Here is a 15833-nt window from a genome sequence, read left to right as displayed (position 1 = left end):
ATTCCTCCTACTCGCTCGCGCCGGCGGACGCGGTCTCGGCGGGGGTGCTGCCGGGGTAGAGGTGGCACCGAACGCTGTGGTCGGTCCTCCCGTCGACGGCGGTCTCCTGTGGGACGACCGTGTCGCACAGGCCCTTCATCGCGCTGGGGCAGCGCGGGTGGAACTGACAACCCGGAACCGTGGAGTACGGATCCGGCACCGAACCCTTGATGACCTCCAGCGGGACGCCGCGGTTGACGCCAATCCGGGGGATCGAGCGCAGCAGGGAGACGGTGTAGGGGTGCTTGGGGTTGTAGAAGATGTCCTCCACCGGCGCCCGCTCGACGATCCGGCCGAGGTACATCACCACGACCTCGTCGCAGAGCTGGGCCACCACGCCCATGCTGTGGGTGATGAACATGATCGACATGCCGAACTCGTCCTGCAGCTCACGCATCAGCTCGAGGATCTGAGCCTCGGTCGTGACGTCGAGCGCGGTGGTCGGCTCGTCGGCGATCAGCAGCGTCGGGGTGCACGAGAGCGCCATCGCGATCATGGCGCGCTGGCGCATACCGCCACTGAGCTGGTGGGGGTAGCTCTTCGCGATGCGGTCGGGGTTGGGCATGCCCACCCGGCGGAGCATCTCGACCGCGCGCTTGTTGGCCTCGGCCCGGTCGGGCGTCTGGTGCAGCAGGATCGCTTCGCTGATCTGGTCACCGACGGTGTAGACGGGGTTCAGCGACGTCATCGGCTCCTGGAAGATCATCGAGATCTCCTGGCCGCGGATGGAGCGGATCTGGTCGCCGCGCGGATCGAGGGCGGTCAGCTCGACGGCTTCGCGCTCGCCGCCGGCGTCACCGTTGGCGGCGGCCGCCCGGCCGCGGTTGCGCCGGGTCGCCCGGCCTCCGCCCTCCTTGGCGGCGCCGGGACGGAACAGGATGTCGCCGCTGGTGATGCGGCCGGGCCGTTCGACGATCTGCAGGATCGCGCGCGCGGTGACGCTCTTGCCCGAGCCGCTCTCGCCGACGACGCCGAGTACGCGGCCACGTGGCACGTCGAAGCTCACGCCGTTCAGCGCGCGGACGACGCCGAGCTGGGTCGGGAACTCCACGTGGAGGTCGCGGACGCTCACGACCGCGTCCGTCGACATCGCGGCGGTGGGGTTGCTGATGGTTGCCTCACTCATGTCGAGACCCCTGTCTCTCCTCGTTCCTGCGCTGGTGCGGGGCGCTACGCGAGCGCCGCGCCCCGGACCGGTCGCACGGGTTGGGTCGGTGGTGTGCGCGAGGATCATCCATAGGGGTCCACCGCGTCCCGAACGCCGTCACCGAGCAGCTGGTAGCAGGTGACCGCGAGGACGACCGCGGCCGCCGGGATGAGCATCCAGGGGTACTGCGTGACCACCTGGACCTTCTGCGCGTCCTGCAGGAGCACGCCCCAGCTGACAGCCGGAGGCAGCATGCCGATACCGAGGAACGACAGGGAGGTCTCGGCGATGATCGTGCCCGGGATCGCCAGCATCGTCACGACGACGAGGTGGCTGACGGAGTTCGGCACCATGTGCGTGAGGATGATCCGGGCGTGGCCGCTGCCGGCCGCCCGGGCCGCCGCCACGTAGTCGGATCCGGCGTACGCCATCACCTTGCCGCGCACCTGGCGCGCCAATCCGGCCCACGCCACAAGGGACAGGATGAGGGTGATCAGCAGATATCGCTTGGTCACCGTCATGTCGCGGGGGAGCACCGCCGCCATCGTGGCCCACAGCGGCAGTGTCGGCACGGAGAGGATGATCTCGATGATGCGCTGGAGGAAGTTGTCGACGAGCCCGCCGAAGTACCCGGAGATCGTGCCGATCACCGCGGCGAGGGCGGTGCCGATACCGACACCGAGCAGACCGATCGTCAACGAGACCCGGGAACCTGCCAGCGTGCGACTGAGGATGTCGCGGCCCTGGTCGTCTGCTCCCCACAGGTAGACGGTGTTCGGCTTGTCGACGCCGAACAGGTGGGTGGTCGAGGGGATCAGACCGAAGATCTTGTACTCGAAGCCCTTCACGAACCACTTGACCGGCGCCGGGTTGGTGCAGTCCGTGGCGTACTCCCAGGTGAACGTGTCCTGGTTGAGGGTCTGCTTGAGCTGACAGACGGCCGGACCGCCGTGCCAGGTCATCTTCGTCGGCGCCGCGTTCGTCCGGTCGGAGTTGACAGCGTTCGCGTCGTAGGGCGCCAGGAACGGCGCGAACAACGCGACGAAGTACATGAGCAGCAGGACGATCCCGCCGGCCACGGCGAGCTTGCTCTGCTTGAAACGCCGCGCCATCAACCGCCACTGGGGGATTTCGCCGACGTCGCTGCCCTTCTCGCTCGGAGTGGCCTCCGGGCCGGGCATTGGTTCCTGGATGATCGCCATCAGTGGCGCCCTCTCACTCGGCGGACCGTGCCCGCGGATCGACCCATGCCAGTGCGATGTCGGCGAGCAGGTTGCCGACGATCAACAGCATCGACAGGAACATCAGCAGGGTGGCCGCGAGGTACATGTCCTGGTTCAGCAGTGCCTGGAGGAACAACGGGCCGGTCGTGGGCAGGTTGAGGACGATGCTCACGATGGCCTCACCGGAGATCAGCACGGGAAGCGTCGTACCGAGCGCCATGATCAGCGGGTGGATGGCGTTTCGAACCGCGTGCTTCCAGATGACCCGGCGTTCGAGCACACCCTTCGCGCGGGCTGTCTGGACGTACTGCTGGTTGAGCACGTCGAGCAGGTTGGCGCGCATCACTCGGGTGAGCCAGGCAGTGCTGCTGGCCGAGATGACCACCAGCGGGATCCACAGATGTTTGAGGAAGTCGACGAACTTCGCGAAGCTCCACGGGGCGTCCTGGTACTTCACCGAGAACAACCCGCCGACGTCGGCGTTCAGGAAGCGTGCCGCGAAGACCAGCACGACCAGCGCCAGAAGGAACTCCGGCACGGCGACGCCGATGAACTGGAGCAGGGTGATGACGTAGTCGGGTAAGGAGTATCTATGTGTTGCTGAATAGACCCCGATGGGTATGGCTATCAACCAACCGATGATGAGCGCGCCGCCGGCGAGCATGACCGAGAACCCGAGCCGACCCCAGATGAGGTCACCGACCGGTTGCCGGAACGTGAAGGACTGGCCGAAGTCGCCCTTCACGAAGCCGCCGATCCACTTGCCGTACTTGACGAGGACCGGATCCTTCAGGCCGTAACGCGTCTCCAGGGCAGTGATCTGGTCCTGTGAGACGTTGTTTCCGATGCTCCGCAGTCGCTGGATCTCGGCGCTCAGCGCGTCTCCAGGTGGCGCCTGGATCAGCACGAAGCTGACGATCGAGATGATGAAGAGCGTGAGGATCATGTAGAGCAGACGGCGAACAATGAACGCAAGCATGGCGGGCGTCTCCCGGTCAGTCGATCCCGGTTGGTTGGTCGGACGTCGCTACGGGTGGGGAGCATCGTCGCTCCCCACCCGATGACGAAGCGCCTAGACCGTGTGCTCGTCTGGGTTGTCCCAGAAGAAGGTCTCGGGGTCATAGACCGCCGGCGTCGGATGGATCCACGGGTTGGCGAAGCCTCCCTGTGTCAGGTTCTCCTTGCGGGGGACGTTCTGCAGACCCTTGCGGGCCAGCACCACCCGCGGGGTGTTCGCGACGGATCCCTGGAAGAACGGGCCGTGCTCGATGTGAATCTTGATCATGTCCCAGACCAGCCGCGTGCGCTTCATCTCGTCCGGCTCGACCTTGGTCTGGTCATAGATGGTCCACAGCTGCTCGATCGGTCCGCCCTTCTCGGGCTCCATCCGCGGCGGCGTCCGCTTGAAGGGGTCGACGTCGAGCTGCCGCTTCTCGTCGGGCGTGCCGCGCACGTTGTACCACTGGCCCTCGAGCGGGCAGTAGCGCTCGGGCTCGATCGGGACGAGCCACTGCGGGTAGACGAGGTGGTTGGGCCCGTCGCCGACCTCCCACGCCGTCCTGGAGGTGAGCTTGCCGGCCTTCCACTGGTCGAGCTCGCCCTCAGGCGCGACCGGGTTCTGCCGGGCGTTGATGCCGACCGCCTTCCAGTCACGCTCGAGGTAGGCGTTCTTCTGCTTGTGCTCGTCCACCGCGTTCGCGGGGTAGTCGAGGGAGATCATCAGCTTGCTGCCGTCGGGGAACTCGCGCAGGCCGTCGCCGTCCTTGTCCACCACGCCGAGCTCGTCGAGCAGCTTCTTGGCGGCGTCGGGGTCGTACTTGACCGCGGCGTCCCGCCAATCCTGGTAGGTCTTCTTCCCCTCGTCGTCGACGATGTACTCCTTCGCCTTGGGGCTCAGGGTCCCGGTCGTCTTCTCGCCGGTGTTGAAGTAGATCGCCTTCTGGATCTCGCCCCGGTTGGTCGCCATAGACAGCGCCTTGCGGAACTTCGGCTCCCGGATGAGCTTGCGGAACTTCGGGTCCGGGTGGTCGTAGTTGAGGAAGAACACCGAGCCGGTGCCCGAGCCGCCGTCCCAGAGGATGACGTCGAGGTTCGAGGTCTTCTCCGCCTGCTTCATCGTGGAGATGTCCGGCAGGTCGACGCCGAAGAAGGCGCCGTGGACGTAGTCGAGCTTGCCCTGCTGCATCTGCAGCTTGCCGACCTGCTTGTCCTGGACGACCGACATGGTGAGCGAGTCGACGTAGGGAAGCTGGTCGCCGTTCGGCATGACGCAGTAGTAGTACGGGTTGCGCTCCCAGCTGATCGTCTGGCCCTCCTTGAGGGCCTTGAGGCGCCATCCCGTCATGGTGGGGCACTCGGGGTTGCGGGAGAAGTCGACCTTCAGCTCGAACAGCCCGCCGGCCGAGGCCCAGTTCTTGGGCACGCTCTTGGTGTACTTCGGGTGGAACTGCTTGGCGAAGTGCGCCGGCACCATCCACTTGGGGCCGTTGCCGATCGTGCCCTTGACCCACATGGCCAGCCGGTCGGCGGTCAGCGGGGCGGGAGCGTCGAACTTCATGACGATCGTGACGTCGTCCGGCGCGGTGAGCGTCGCCACCGTCCCCTTGCCCGACTTGCACTCGTCGGGCGGGGTGTCGGTGTGGTCCTCGTTGAGAACGAGGTCGTTCCACCAGAACATGATGTCCTCGGTGGACCAGGGGTGACCGTCGGACCAGCGCAAGCCCTTCCGGAAGTGCAGGGTCCACTCGCTGGCGTCGTCGTTGTGTTCCCAGGACTCGACCATGCCCGAGCCGATGGCCAGGCCGTCGTTGAGCCAACGCAACAAGGTATGGCCGTACATGTACTCCTTGTTGCTGGCGTCGATCGCGCCACCGGTCGCGGTGGGGCTGATCATCAGCAGGTTGCCGCCGAACTTCCCCGGCTTCACCCACTTGTGCGGGATGACGAACGGGTTCTCCGGCAGCCGCTTCTCGATCGGGTCGAGCGTGCCAGCCTGCACCTGCTCGGCGAGCATCGGAGCTTCCTGGAACTTCGCCGGCTTGGGGAGCGGCTTGGTCTCGGAGCCCTTGGCCGTCGACGAGGACGCGGACGGCGTGTTGCCTCCCTCAGCGGCCGGCGTACTTCCGGTGCTCGAACATGCGCCGAGCATGACGGCACCCGCGGCGGCGGCGGTTCCGTACAGGAACGTCCGCCGGTGGAGCATGGCCTTTTCGGTCATCTGATCCGTGCCCTTTCCTTCAAGGGGCTGTGAGCGCGCATCCCGAGGGCACGCCGGACGGCGACTGCGGTGATGCGGGCTCGAGGTGATCGTGTATCGGGCGACCCAACAGCAGGACGAGCCGACCGTCCCGGTCGCGTGGATACGCAGGTGTCGCGCAGATGGCTGCGAGTGTCGTCGAAGGCGATCGACGATGTCGCGACACCAATGTGGTTCTCCTCATCGGCGGACCACATGGTCATCGCGTGGCAAGTCATGCCCGGCTCACCGAGGTCACGGGCAGGTGCGTATGGCGCGTGGCCCGCGCAGGGCGGGAGACCGCGGGGTTCTGTCGGAGAGCGCTCGCCCGAGGAACCGTCGTTGCCGTGTGCGCGCTATTCGTCATCATTTCGCGACCGTCTCGTTACCTCTTCCGGACACTGGCGAACAGACCTCCTGGATCGGAAGCCGGCACGCAATTTCGGGCATGTTAATGCCGTCCGGGCCAGGGTTCCAAGCCCCCCGGATCAACTGAAAGGTCAGTTTTTGGATAGAACTACACGCCGTTAGGGGCATATCGCCGTCCGTACTGGCAACGATGTCAGACCGATGGTGTGGGAGCGCTACCGGATGGCCGAACCTGGCAGTCGATCCGGCTGGACTACACGGCGGGAGCCCTGTAAGGCAAGCGCTCTGAGCGCGGAATATGGCCAACCTCGGCCTCGTCGGGAGCCACGCCGTATTCATGTCTTGACATCAGGGCTGCCTGCGGTGTGCGATGCTCCGTGCCGGCGGGCGCCGCAGGGCGCTCGAAATTCTCGTACGGAGAATGAGTCTGCCTATTTCGTGCCGTATTCATTAGCCGGCCCGCCCGGTTCAGATATTGCCTGCCCGAATTAATTCGAGCGAGCCGAAGATTAGCCCGTTCGCATGTCGGTATTACCGGCGGCGCGGTGCCGCGGCCGGGGCGTCGTGGCGAGATTCGTGCTGGCGCCGACCGTCCGTCGGGTTCGCGGCCCATGTCCAGGTGTAACCGTTAGGCTGCGGAGGGTGCAACGACGTCTGACGCGGCTCGCGATGGGACTCGCGCTCCTGCTCGCGCTCGCCCTGGTCGGGACGAGCATCGCAGCGGTCGTGGGCATCCGGCGCTCGCTCCCGTCCTACGACGGGGAGACCTCCTTACCCGGTCTCACCGCCGCCGTCGAGGTCCGCCGGGACGGCCAGGGCGTGCCTCAGATCTATGCCGACACACCGGAGGACCTCTTCCGCGCCCAGGGCTACGTCCAGGCACAGGACAGGTTCTTCGAGATGGACTTTCGGCGCCATCTCACCAGCGGACGGCTCGCCGAGTGGTTCGGCCCGGACCTCGTGCAGACCGACAGGTTCGTCCGCACGCTCGGCTGGCGACGGGTGGCCGCCCAGGAGTACCCACGGCTGTCCGCGCAGACGCGCCGCTACCTGCAGGCCTTCGCGAGTGGCGTGAACTCCTACCTCGACACCCACTCCGGTTCGAAGCTGTCCGTCGAGTACACCCTCGGCATGCTCGGACCGGACCAGCGACCGGAGGCCTGGTCGCCGATCGACTCGCTGGCCTGGCTGAAGGCGATGGCCTGGGACCTGCGCAGCAACCTCGACGACGAGATCGCCCGCGCGTTCGACTCCTCCAAGCTCCCACCGGCGCGGGTCGACCAGCTCTACCCGCCGTACCCCTTCGACCGGCATCCGCCGATCGTGACGCGCGTGCCCGAGTCGGCCGGTGGTCAGCCGCGGACGCCCGGCCGGGCCGCCCTGCCCGCCGGCACCAGGGAGGCGCTGACCCGGGCTCGTAACCTGCTGGACGCGGCACCCCCTCCCGGCGCCGCCGGACTGGGCGACGGCGCGGGCCTCGGCTCCAACGCCTGGGTGGTCGCCGGGTCGCGGACGACGACCGGTAAACCGCTCCTCGCCAACGACCCGCATCTCGCGGCGCAGATGCCCTCGGTCTGGTACCAGATCGGACTTCACTGTCGGATCCTGTCCAAGTCGTGTCCGTTCGACGTCGCCGGTTTCGGGTTCTCCGGACTGCCAGGTGTCGTGATCGGTCACAACAACCGCATCGCCTGGGGCTTCACCAACCTCGGTCCCGACGTCATGGACCTCTACGTCGAGCAGATCGACGGCGACACCTACATGTACGACGGTGGCCGGCAGCCGCTGTCGACGCGCCGCGAGATCATCAAGGTCAGGGGCCGGCACTCGGTCGAGGTCATCGTCCGATCCACCGCCCACGGCCCGCTGCTGTCCGACGCGGACGCCGAGGTCGGCGACGCGATCGACGGCTCACCGGTCGGTCGGCGGGCGAAGGCCGGCGGCTGGGAGACCGGCGTCGCGCTGCGCTGGACGGCGCTGCAGGCCAGCACCACCGCGGACGCGTTGTTCCGGCTCGACGCGGCCCAGGACTGGCAGCAGTTCCGGGAGGCGGCCGCGCAGTTCGAGGTGCCCGCCCAGAACCTCGTGTACGCCGACGTCGACGGCCACATCGGCTACCAGGCGCCGGGCCGGATCCCGATCCGCAAGGGGAGCACCGGCGAGTGGCCCGTACCAGGGTGGCTCAGCGACTACGACTGGACCGGCTGGGTGCCCTTCGACCAGTTGCCGTCCGAACTCGATCCCGCCTCCGGCTACATCGTGACGGCCAACCAGGCCGTCGCCCCACCCACCTACCGCTACCGGCTCGCCGACCACTACTCCTACGGCTACCGCAGCGACCGGATCGCCGACCTGCTGCGGGGTGGCGGCAAACTCGACGCCGCCGACATGCAGAACATCCAGCTCGACACCTACAACGCCAACGCGGCCATGCTGGTGCCCTACCTCCGACGGGTGAAGGTGGACGACTTCACCGCGGAGGCACAGCGACTCTTCGCCGGCTGGAACTACACCCAGGGGGTCAACTCCGCGCCCGCGGCGTACTTCAACGCGGTGTGGAGGAGCCTGCTCGCCGAGACCTTCCACGACGAGTTGCCCGAGCGCGCGTGGCCGTCGGGCGGTGACCGATGGTGGGAGCTCGTCCGCACCATGCTGACCCAGCCCACCAACGCCTGGTGGGACGACGTACGCACCCGGAACGTCCGCGAGGACCGGGACACGATCCTGCGCAAGGCGCTGGTCGATGCCCGCGCCGACCTCACCCGCCGGATGGCGAAGGACCCGACCGAGTGGCGATGGGGCAAGCTGCACCAGTTGGACCTCGTCAACCAGGCGTTCGGGCAGAGCGGGATCGTGCCCTTGGAGCGCCTCTTCAACCGCGGGCCTTACGAGCTACCCGGTGGTTCGGACGCCGTGCTCGCCACCGGGTGGAACGCCGCGGGCGACGGTTACGAGGTGGGTGCCGTCCCGTCGATGCGGATGGTCGTCGACCTCGCCAACTTCGACAACTCCCGGTGGGTCAACCTCACCGGTGCGTCCGGGCATCCGTGGTCGGAGCACTACAACGACCAGTTCCGGACGTGGGCGAGCGGCGGCTCCTACCGTTGGGCGTTCTCACCCCACGAGGTCCAGCGCGCCTCCGAACACACTCTGGCCCTGATCCCCTAGGACGGTTGGTCGGGGAGCCACACCCTCAGGCGTGCTCGGGTTGGTGGGCGGTCACCGGAAAGCGGACCAGCCCGGACGGCAGTGCGGCGGCCTGCACCCGTCCGTCGTGGCGGCTGCTGGGCACCTCGCCGTCGACGATCTCGCCCTCGTGCAGGACCACGCACCGGAACGCCTCGCGGGCGGTCCGCCGCAGCACCCGGTCGTAGCTCCCGCCGCCCCGGCCGAGCCGCATGCCGGAGTTGTCTACCGCGAGCCCGGGCAGGAGTACGGCGTCGGCGGTGCCGACCGCGGTTGGTCCGAGTCGCGGGCCGTCGGGCTCGAGCAGGCCGCGCGCGGCCCGGACGAGCGACTCAGGTCCGGTGTAGACGGACCAGTCGATGTCGAAGTCGGGCTCCAGCACCGGCAACAGCACCCGGATGCCGCGGCGGTGGAGGGCGTCGAGCAGCGGTCCGGTGCCGGGTTCGGTGCCGACGCCGACGTACGCCGCGACCACGGCGGCTCGGCTCACCTCGGACACGCTGAGCAGCACGTCACGAAGCGCGATGGCCGCGGACTGGAGATCGGGAGGACGCAGCTTGCCCCGCCGGGCCAGGACACGTCGTCGCAGCCGCTCCTTGGCCTGGTGCGTATCCGGTGCTCGGAAGCCCCCTGCGTGCATGGTTCGTTATCTTCTCTCAACCTTTGAGCGGGCGCACTACTTCCGGAAAATGACTCCGTGGAATCTACGGACCGTGGGGGAATCTGTCGTAAAGGTCTACAGAACGTGAACATTTCCGGTGATCGGATATCGACGGGCAGTGAGCAACGACGGGAACGGGTGACGCATCGGCGGACACCGCGACGCTCCCGTCGCGGCGCGGCGGTGCTTCGGAGGGCGTCGTCGGGCACCGACTAGGGTTCGGCGCATGGGTCAAAGCGGTGCACACACATCAACCGTTCGTAAGGCCGTGATTCCCGCGGCCGGGCTCGGCACGCGCTTCCTGCCGGCGACGAAGGCCACTCCGAAGGAGATGTTGCCCGTCGTCGACAAGCCGGCGATCCAGTACGTCGTCGAGGAGGCCGTCGCGGCCGGACTCGAGGACGTCCTGATGATCACCGGGCGCGGAAAGCGTGCTCTCGAGGACCACTTCGACCGCGCGTACGAGCTGGAGGAGACGCTCCGTGAGAAGGGCGACCACGAGCGCCTCGCCGAAGTGCAGCTGTCGAGCCGGCTCGCCGACGTCCACTACGTCCGGCAGGGAGCTCCGAACGGGCTCGGGCACGCCGTCCTCTGCGCGGCGCCCCACGTCGGCGCGGCGCCGTTCGCGGTGCTCCTCGGCGACGACCTCATCGACGAACGCGACCCGCTTCTCCCGACCATGATCGAGGTGCAGAAGGCGAAGGGTGGCAGCGTCGTCGCCCTGATCGAGGTCGACCCCGCCCAGGTTCACCTCTACGGCTGCGCGGCCGTGGAGGCCACCGACCAGACCGACGTCGTACGCATCACCGACCTGGTGGAGAAGCCGGACGCCGCGGACGCCCCGAGCAACCTCGCCATCATCGGGCGCTACGTGCTCGCTCCGGAGGTCTTCGACGTACTCCGGGAGACCCCACCCGGTCGCGGTGGCGAGATCCAGCTCACCGACGCGCTCCGCACACTTGCCCAGCTCCCCGCCAGCGAGGGCGGCACGGTCCACGGTGTCCTCTTCCGGGGGCGCCGCTACGACACCGGCGACCGGGCCGACTACCTTCGCGCCACCGTTCGCCTCGCGAGTGAGCGGGAGGACCTCGGGCCGGACTTCCTCCGCTGGTTGCGGGAGTTCGTGGCTGAACGCGGCGCGGAGGAGGACCGTGTCTCGGGGCAGGACTCGGGGCAGGACTCGGGGCAGGATTCCGGGCGGCGGACCGGAACGAACGGTGCGACGCGTGGCCACCCCACCGGCGTGGACGCCGGCTAGGCAGGAAGGTGACGGCAAGGTGAGAAGCGTCGAGGAACACCTCGAGGCGGTGCTCGCCGGTATCCATGAGTTGCCGCCGTTCCGGCAGCAGCTCATGGATGCGCACGGCTGCACCCTGTGCGAGGACGTCGAGGCCGGGGTCGACCTGCCGGCGTTCGACAACTCCGCGATGGACGGCTACGCCGTCCGCGGTGAGGACGTGGCGAACGCCTCCGAGGCCCATCCGGTCGTTCTCCCGGTGGTCGGCGACCTGCCGGCGGGCGGGAGAGAGGCGCACGCGCTCGCGCCCGGCATGGCGCTGCGCATCATGACCGGCGCCGCCATGCCACATGGTGCCGACACCGTGATCCCCGTCGAATGGACCGACGGCGGCGTCGTCAAGGTGTCGGTCAACCAGGCGCCCACCGACCGCAGCTACATCCGCCGCCGCGGCGAGGAGGTGCGGACCGGCCAGCTGCTGGTGCGTTCCGGCACCCACCTCGACGCCCGCCAGCTCGCGCTGATCGCGTCGGTCGGCCGGGACGTCGTACAGGTACGCCCGCGCCCCCGCGTCGTCGTGCTGTCCACCGGGTCGGAGCTCCGCGAGCCGGGCCAGCCGCTCGGTGAGGGCGCCATCTACGACGCCAACAGCTTCGCCCTGGCGGCAGCCGCCCGGGAGGCGGGCGCCGTCGCCTACCGCGTCGGCTGCGTGAGCGACGACGAGCGGGAGTTCCTTCGGGTGCTCGAGGACCAGCTCGTCCGGGCCGACCTGGTCGTCACCAGCGGCGGCGTCAGTGTGGGTGCGTACGACGTGGTGAAGCAGGTGCTGAGCCGGCTCGGCACCGTCGAGTTCAGCCGGGTCGCCATGCAGCCGGGCATGCCGCAGGGCTTCGGTGTCGTGGGCGAGGACCAGACGCCGATCTTCACGCTGCCGGGCAATCCGGTGAGCTCCTACGTGTCGTTCCAGGTGTTCGTCCGTCCGGCGCTGCGCAAGATGCTCGGGCTGACCCCACACGTCACGCCGACGGTCACCGCGACGGCCACCGAGGGCTGGCGATCTCCGGAGGGGCGCCGGCAGTACGCCCGGGTGGCCTACTCCCTCGACGCCGACGGCCGGGCGCTGGTCGCCCCTGTCGGCGGCTCCGGGTCGCATCTGGTGGCCGGGCTCGCGCAGGCCAACGCGCTCGCCGTCGTCCCCGAGGACGTGCGGGAAGTCGCCGAAGGCGCGACGCTGGAAGTGGTGCTCCTCGACGGCTCGGGGGAGCGGACCTGACGGATCATGGTGGCTGAGGACGACGGCAGACGCGGGTCGCTCGCGTCCGGTCGGTGAGCACGCCGCCGGGCGGGACGCACGGACCCGCGACGACAGAGGAAGGCGGGCGAATGCCCGAAGTATCCGGGTCTGGGACGTCCAACTCCGGACCTGAGCACGCCCGTACGCTGACCCACGTCGACGAGACGGGCGCGGCCCGGATGGTCGACGTCTCCGCGAAGCAGGCCAGCGCCCGGACGGCGCGCGCGACCGGTCGGGTGTACGTCTCCGGCGAGGTCGTCGAACTCCTGCGCGGCCGCGGCGTACCGAAGGGGGACGCGCTCGGGGTGGCCCGCATCGCCGGGATCATGGGCGCGAAGCGAACCCCCGAGCTCATTCCCCTGTGCCATCCCATCGCGGTCACCGGTGTCAAGGTCGACCTGACGGTCGAGGACGACGCGGTGGCGATCGTGGCGACCGTGCGCACCACCGACCGGACCGGCGTCGAGATGGAGGCCCTGACCGCGGTGTCGGTCGCCGCCCTGTCCGTCGTCGACATGGTGAAGGCCGTCGATCCCGCCGCGGTGATCTCCGACATCCAGGTCGAGGAGAAGACCGGCGGAGTCTCCGGCGACTGGCGGCGATCCTCGTGAGGGCCCGCGTGGTGACGGTCTCCAACCGAGCGTCGGCCGGTGTCTACGCCGACCGGGCCGGGCCCATCCTGGCGGACGGGCTGCGTGCGCTGGGATTCGACGTCGACGGGCCGGAGGTCGTCCCGGACGGTGAGCCGGTGGGTGTCGCCCTGCGGAACGCGGTCGCCCAGGGCTACGAAGTAGTCCTCACGACGGGCGGCACCGGGCTGAACCCGTCGGATTGGACGCCAGAGATGACCAGGCCGGTCCTGGACCGGGAGGTCCCGGGTTTGGCCGAAGCCATCCGGGCGTATGGTCTCGGGCACGGCGTCCCCGCGGCGAGTCTGTCCCGAGGGCTTGCCGGAGTTGCCGGTTCCACGCTCGTCGTCAATCTCCCCGGCTCGACCGGTGGAGCACGGGATGGAATGGCAGTGCTGGCGCCGGTTCTCGTCCACGCCGTCGACCAGATCCACGGCGGCGACCACGCGGGAGGTGCAGGCTGACCAGGAGTTGGCCGGTACGGCTTTCTGAGGGACCTGTCGGGCTGCGGCCGTTGCGGACCCGCGACGCCCGGGCATGGCGCGACGTACGTGCCCGAAACCTCGCCTGGCTGCAGCCATGGGAGGCGACCCCGCCCGCAGGTGTCGAGCCGCGTCCGCGAACCTTCCGCTCGATGGTCCGAATGCTGCGCGCCCAGGCGCGGGCCGGGATCTGCCTGCCGTTCGTCGTGACCTACACCGAGCCGCCCGCACCACCGGGGCCGCGGGTCGAGATCGAGCGACTCGTCGGCCAGCTCACCGTCAGCGGCATCACGCTGGGGTCCGCACGGTGGGCGCAGATCGGCTACTGGGTCGACCAGGCCTACGCCGGTCGCGGGATCATGCCGACGGCCGTCGCGCTCGCGGCCGATCACTGCTTCTTCGTTCTCGGGCTGCACCGGATCGAGATCAACATTCGGCCGGAGAACGCCGCGAGCCTGCGGGTCGTGGAAAAGCTCGGGTTCCGCCCGGAGGGGCTGCGGCCTCGGTATCTCCACATCGACGGTGACTGGCGTGACCATCTCGCCTTCGCCCTGAACGCCGAGGAAGTGCCCGAAGGGCTGCTGAACCGTTGGCGGCGTACGCAGGCGGCGGCCCAGTCGCAGCGGGGGAGCAACACCTCGCCAGGCTGAAGCGGCGGCCCGATGAGCGAACTCACCCACGACTTGTCCGGTAACTCTGGCGACACACCGTATCGCCTGCGCCGATTTACCAGGGCGGTTGCGTACGTTCGTCTGCGTGGGTACTGGCCTCATCTACGCGGCGATCGTCGCTGCGTGGGCCGCCTACCTCGTCCCCCTGTGGCTACGCCGGCACGACGAGGCGGCAGCCGCACGCAGTGTCAACGGCGTCTCGACCGCGATGCGTGTCCTGGCGCGGCGGCGCGTGCCTGTCCGTCCTCCCTCGGGCGACGGTCAGGTCGTTGGTCCACCGCCGCGGGCCCGACCCGGTGTCGGTCCCTCGGCCGCGGCCCGGCGTCGACGAACCCTCGTCGCCCTGATCTGCCTGACGACCCTGGTCGCGATCCTGGCCACCGTCGGAGCGCTGCCCTGGTGGAACCTCGTGATTCCGCTCGTCCTCATCGCGGGCTTCCTGGTGGTCTCGGTCTCCGCCGCCCGGCGGGAGCGCCTGGTCCGTCCGGTCGCTCCGCAAGCGGCGGCGCCCCGCGAAGGCGCCCGCGTCGAGGCGTCCTCCGCGTGGGCCTCGGCGCACGGCGGCCAGTCCTACCGGCTGGCCGGTCAACAGAACCCGGCCGGGGTCGGAGGCGAGGTCGCGCCAGATCGTGGGTTCGCGGCGACGACTGGTGATCTGAACCGCCCGGCGGAGCTTCGGGTCGACGACACCTCGGACGGCGGGGAGGTCGCCCAACCGGCGGCCTCGACCTCCGAGCGTCCTGTCGCCGGTACGCGCGCTCCGTCCGGCGACCTGTGGGACCCGGTGGAGGTGCCGCTCCCGACCTACGTCACCAAGGCGAAGGCGCCGCGCACGGTCCGGACCGTCGATCTCGCCGACCAGGGGACCTGGACGACCGCGCGGCTGCCGGAGGCCGGCATGCTGTCCCGTCCGGAGGAGGCGTCTGCGATGCTGCTCGACGAGACCGGTCACAACGAGCCCGGGACGGGGCGCGAGTCGGGCAAGCGTGACGGTTCGAACGGAGATCAGCGGCGCGCCGTCGGCGACTGAGCGGGCGACGAGCGCCGCTCGGGGCGGGCCTCGGCGGCGTTCTGGGTGAGTCCGCGTGCTATCGTCATCGTCGTTCGCGCTCAGGCCAGGCGGTTCGGCCGGGTGCGGGCTCATTCCTGGGGCTGTAGCGCAGTCCGGTAGCGCACCTCGTTCGCATCGAGGGGGTCAGGGGTTCAAATCCCCTCAGCTCCACCAGGAAATCGCAGGTCAGAGGGGCCGGCCACGTACGTGGCCGGCCCCTCTGACTGTCCAATGTCCGATTTTGGGAGCGGAATGGGAGCGGAGATCGCTCAGGGCGTGCGTGTACCGCCATCGGCTCGTACGAAAGCTTGAGCGCTCCTCGTCTCCCGACGCTCTAGACATGCTCACCGCTCACTCCCGTTTCCCGAGTTCAAACCCGGTGAGGGAGTGACAGAGTGACAGAGTGACAGGTGTGACATCTCGTGCATGCCCATGTGTCACACGTTCGGCGTGCAGAGGGCGGGCCGCTGCTGCCAAGCCCTCTTTGTCAGGCTGGTGTGAGACACCCCGAGTGAGTACCGGGGTTCCTGACCGAGGGCGGGATCGGAGATCCTTGTGCACGTGTCCCCACCACCCGACAAGCAGCCCGGGCCGTCCACCCCGCCGGCC

Annotated in this window: 12 protein-coding genes and 1 tRNA gene; 8 read left to right on the top strand and 5 right to left on the bottom strand. The window is 68.8% G+C overall.

Features of this window, described 5'->3' with window-relative positions:
* Nucleotides 1-7: 7 nt before the first annotated feature.
* The 4 genes from HEB94_RS43200 to HEB94_RS43185 all read right to left on the bottom strand — a co-directional run bounded on the left by HEB94_RS43200 (nucleotide 8) and on the right by HEB94_RS43185 (nucleotide 5626).
* Entirely contained in the window at nucleotides 8-1165 is a 1158-nt protein-coding gene (locus tag HEB94_RS43200) for an ABC transporter ATP-binding protein (RefSeq protein ID WP_192755200.1), read from the bottom strand.
* Nucleotides 1166-1269: 104 nt separating this feature from the next.
* A complete protein-coding gene (locus tag HEB94_RS43195) occupies nucleotides 1270-2388 on the bottom strand; it encodes an ABC transporter permease (RefSeq protein ID WP_192755199.1) in 1119 nt (372 codons plus the stop codon).
* A gap of 13 nt (nucleotides 2389-2401) precedes the next feature.
* Nucleotides 2402-3388, bottom strand: coding sequence for an ABC transporter permease (locus tag HEB94_RS43190; protein ID WP_192755198.1), 987 nt, complete (start codon nucleotides 3386-3388; stop codon nucleotides 2402-2404).
* A 93-nt stretch (nucleotides 3389-3481) separates the two neighbouring features.
* Nucleotides 3482-5626, bottom strand: a complete 2145-nt coding sequence (locus HEB94_RS43185; RefSeq protein ID WP_192755197.1) for an ABC transporter substrate-binding protein — start codon at nucleotides 5624-5626, stop codon at nucleotides 3482-3484.
* 1029 nt (nucleotides 5627-6655) lie between these two features.
* Here HEB94_RS43185 and HEB94_RS43180 point away from each other — a divergent pair.
* Complete coding sequence (locus tag HEB94_RS43180) at nucleotides 6656-9181, top strand: penicillin acylase family protein (RefSeq protein WP_337918378.1); 2526 nt, start codon at nucleotides 6656-6658, stop codon at nucleotides 9179-9181.
* Between the two features lie 25 nt (nucleotides 9182-9206).
* On the opposite strand, the gene HEB94_RS43175 is transcribed toward HEB94_RS43180, so the two are convergent.
* A complete protein-coding gene (locus tag HEB94_RS43175; protein ID WP_192755196.1) occupies nucleotides 9207-9839 on the bottom strand; it encodes a 5-formyltetrahydrofolate cyclo-ligase in 633 nt (210 codons plus the stop codon).
* A gap of 247 nt (nucleotides 9840-10086) precedes the next feature.
* Between HEB94_RS43175 and galU the strand changes: the two genes are divergently transcribed.
* The 7 genes from galU (at nucleotide 10087) to HEB94_RS43140 (ending at nucleotide 15398) form a co-directional block, all read left to right on the top strand.
* A complete protein-coding gene (galU, locus tag HEB94_RS43170; RefSeq protein ID WP_192755195.1) occupies nucleotides 10087-11118 on the top strand; it encodes a UTP--glucose-1-phosphate uridylyltransferase GalU in 1032 nt (343 codons plus the stop codon).
* Between the two features lie 19 nt (nucleotides 11119-11137).
* Nucleotides 11138-12370 (top strand): molybdotransferase-like divisome protein Glp, encoded by a 1233-nt coding sequence (glp, locus tag HEB94_RS43165; RefSeq protein ID WP_192755194.1) that lies wholly within the window; start codon nucleotides 11138-11140, stop codon nucleotides 12368-12370.
* Nucleotides 12371-12480: 110 nt separating this feature from the next.
* A complete protein-coding gene (moaC, locus tag HEB94_RS43160) occupies nucleotides 12481-13002 on the top strand; it encodes a cyclic pyranopterin monophosphate synthase MoaC (RefSeq protein WP_192755193.1) in 522 nt (173 codons plus the stop codon).
* Nucleotides 12999-13484, top strand: coding sequence for a MogA/MoaB family molybdenum cofactor biosynthesis protein (locus tag HEB94_RS43155; RefSeq protein ID WP_337918377.1), 486 nt, complete (start codon nucleotides 12999-13001; stop codon nucleotides 13482-13484). Before moaC ends, HEB94_RS43155 begins: the two co-directional genes overlap by 4 nt.
* Nucleotides 13485-13525: 41 nt before the next feature.
* Entirely contained in the window at nucleotides 13526-14152 is a 627-nt protein-coding gene (locus HEB94_RS43150; protein ID WP_420481617.1) for a GNAT family N-acetyltransferase, read from the top strand.
* Nucleotides 14153-14258: 106 nt separating this feature from the next.
* Nucleotides 14259-15203 (top strand): divisome protein SepX/GlpR, encoded by a 945-nt coding sequence (sepX, locus tag HEB94_RS43145; protein WP_192755192.1) that lies wholly within the window; start codon nucleotides 14259-14261, stop codon nucleotides 15201-15203.
* Nucleotides 15204-15321: 118 nt separating this feature from the next.
* Nucleotides 15322-15398, top strand: a tRNA-Ala gene (locus HEB94_RS43140).
* Nucleotides 15399-15833: the final 435 nt, after the last annotated feature.

Source organism: Actinopolymorpha pittospori (genome assembly GCF_014873875.1).
Taxonomy (GTDB): Bacteria; Actinomycetota; Actinomycetes; order Propionibacteriales; family Actinopolymorphaceae; genus Actinopolymorpha; species Actinopolymorpha pittospori.
Note: the sequence above shows the minus strand (reverse complement) of the source record. Positions and strands in the feature narration are given on the sequence as shown.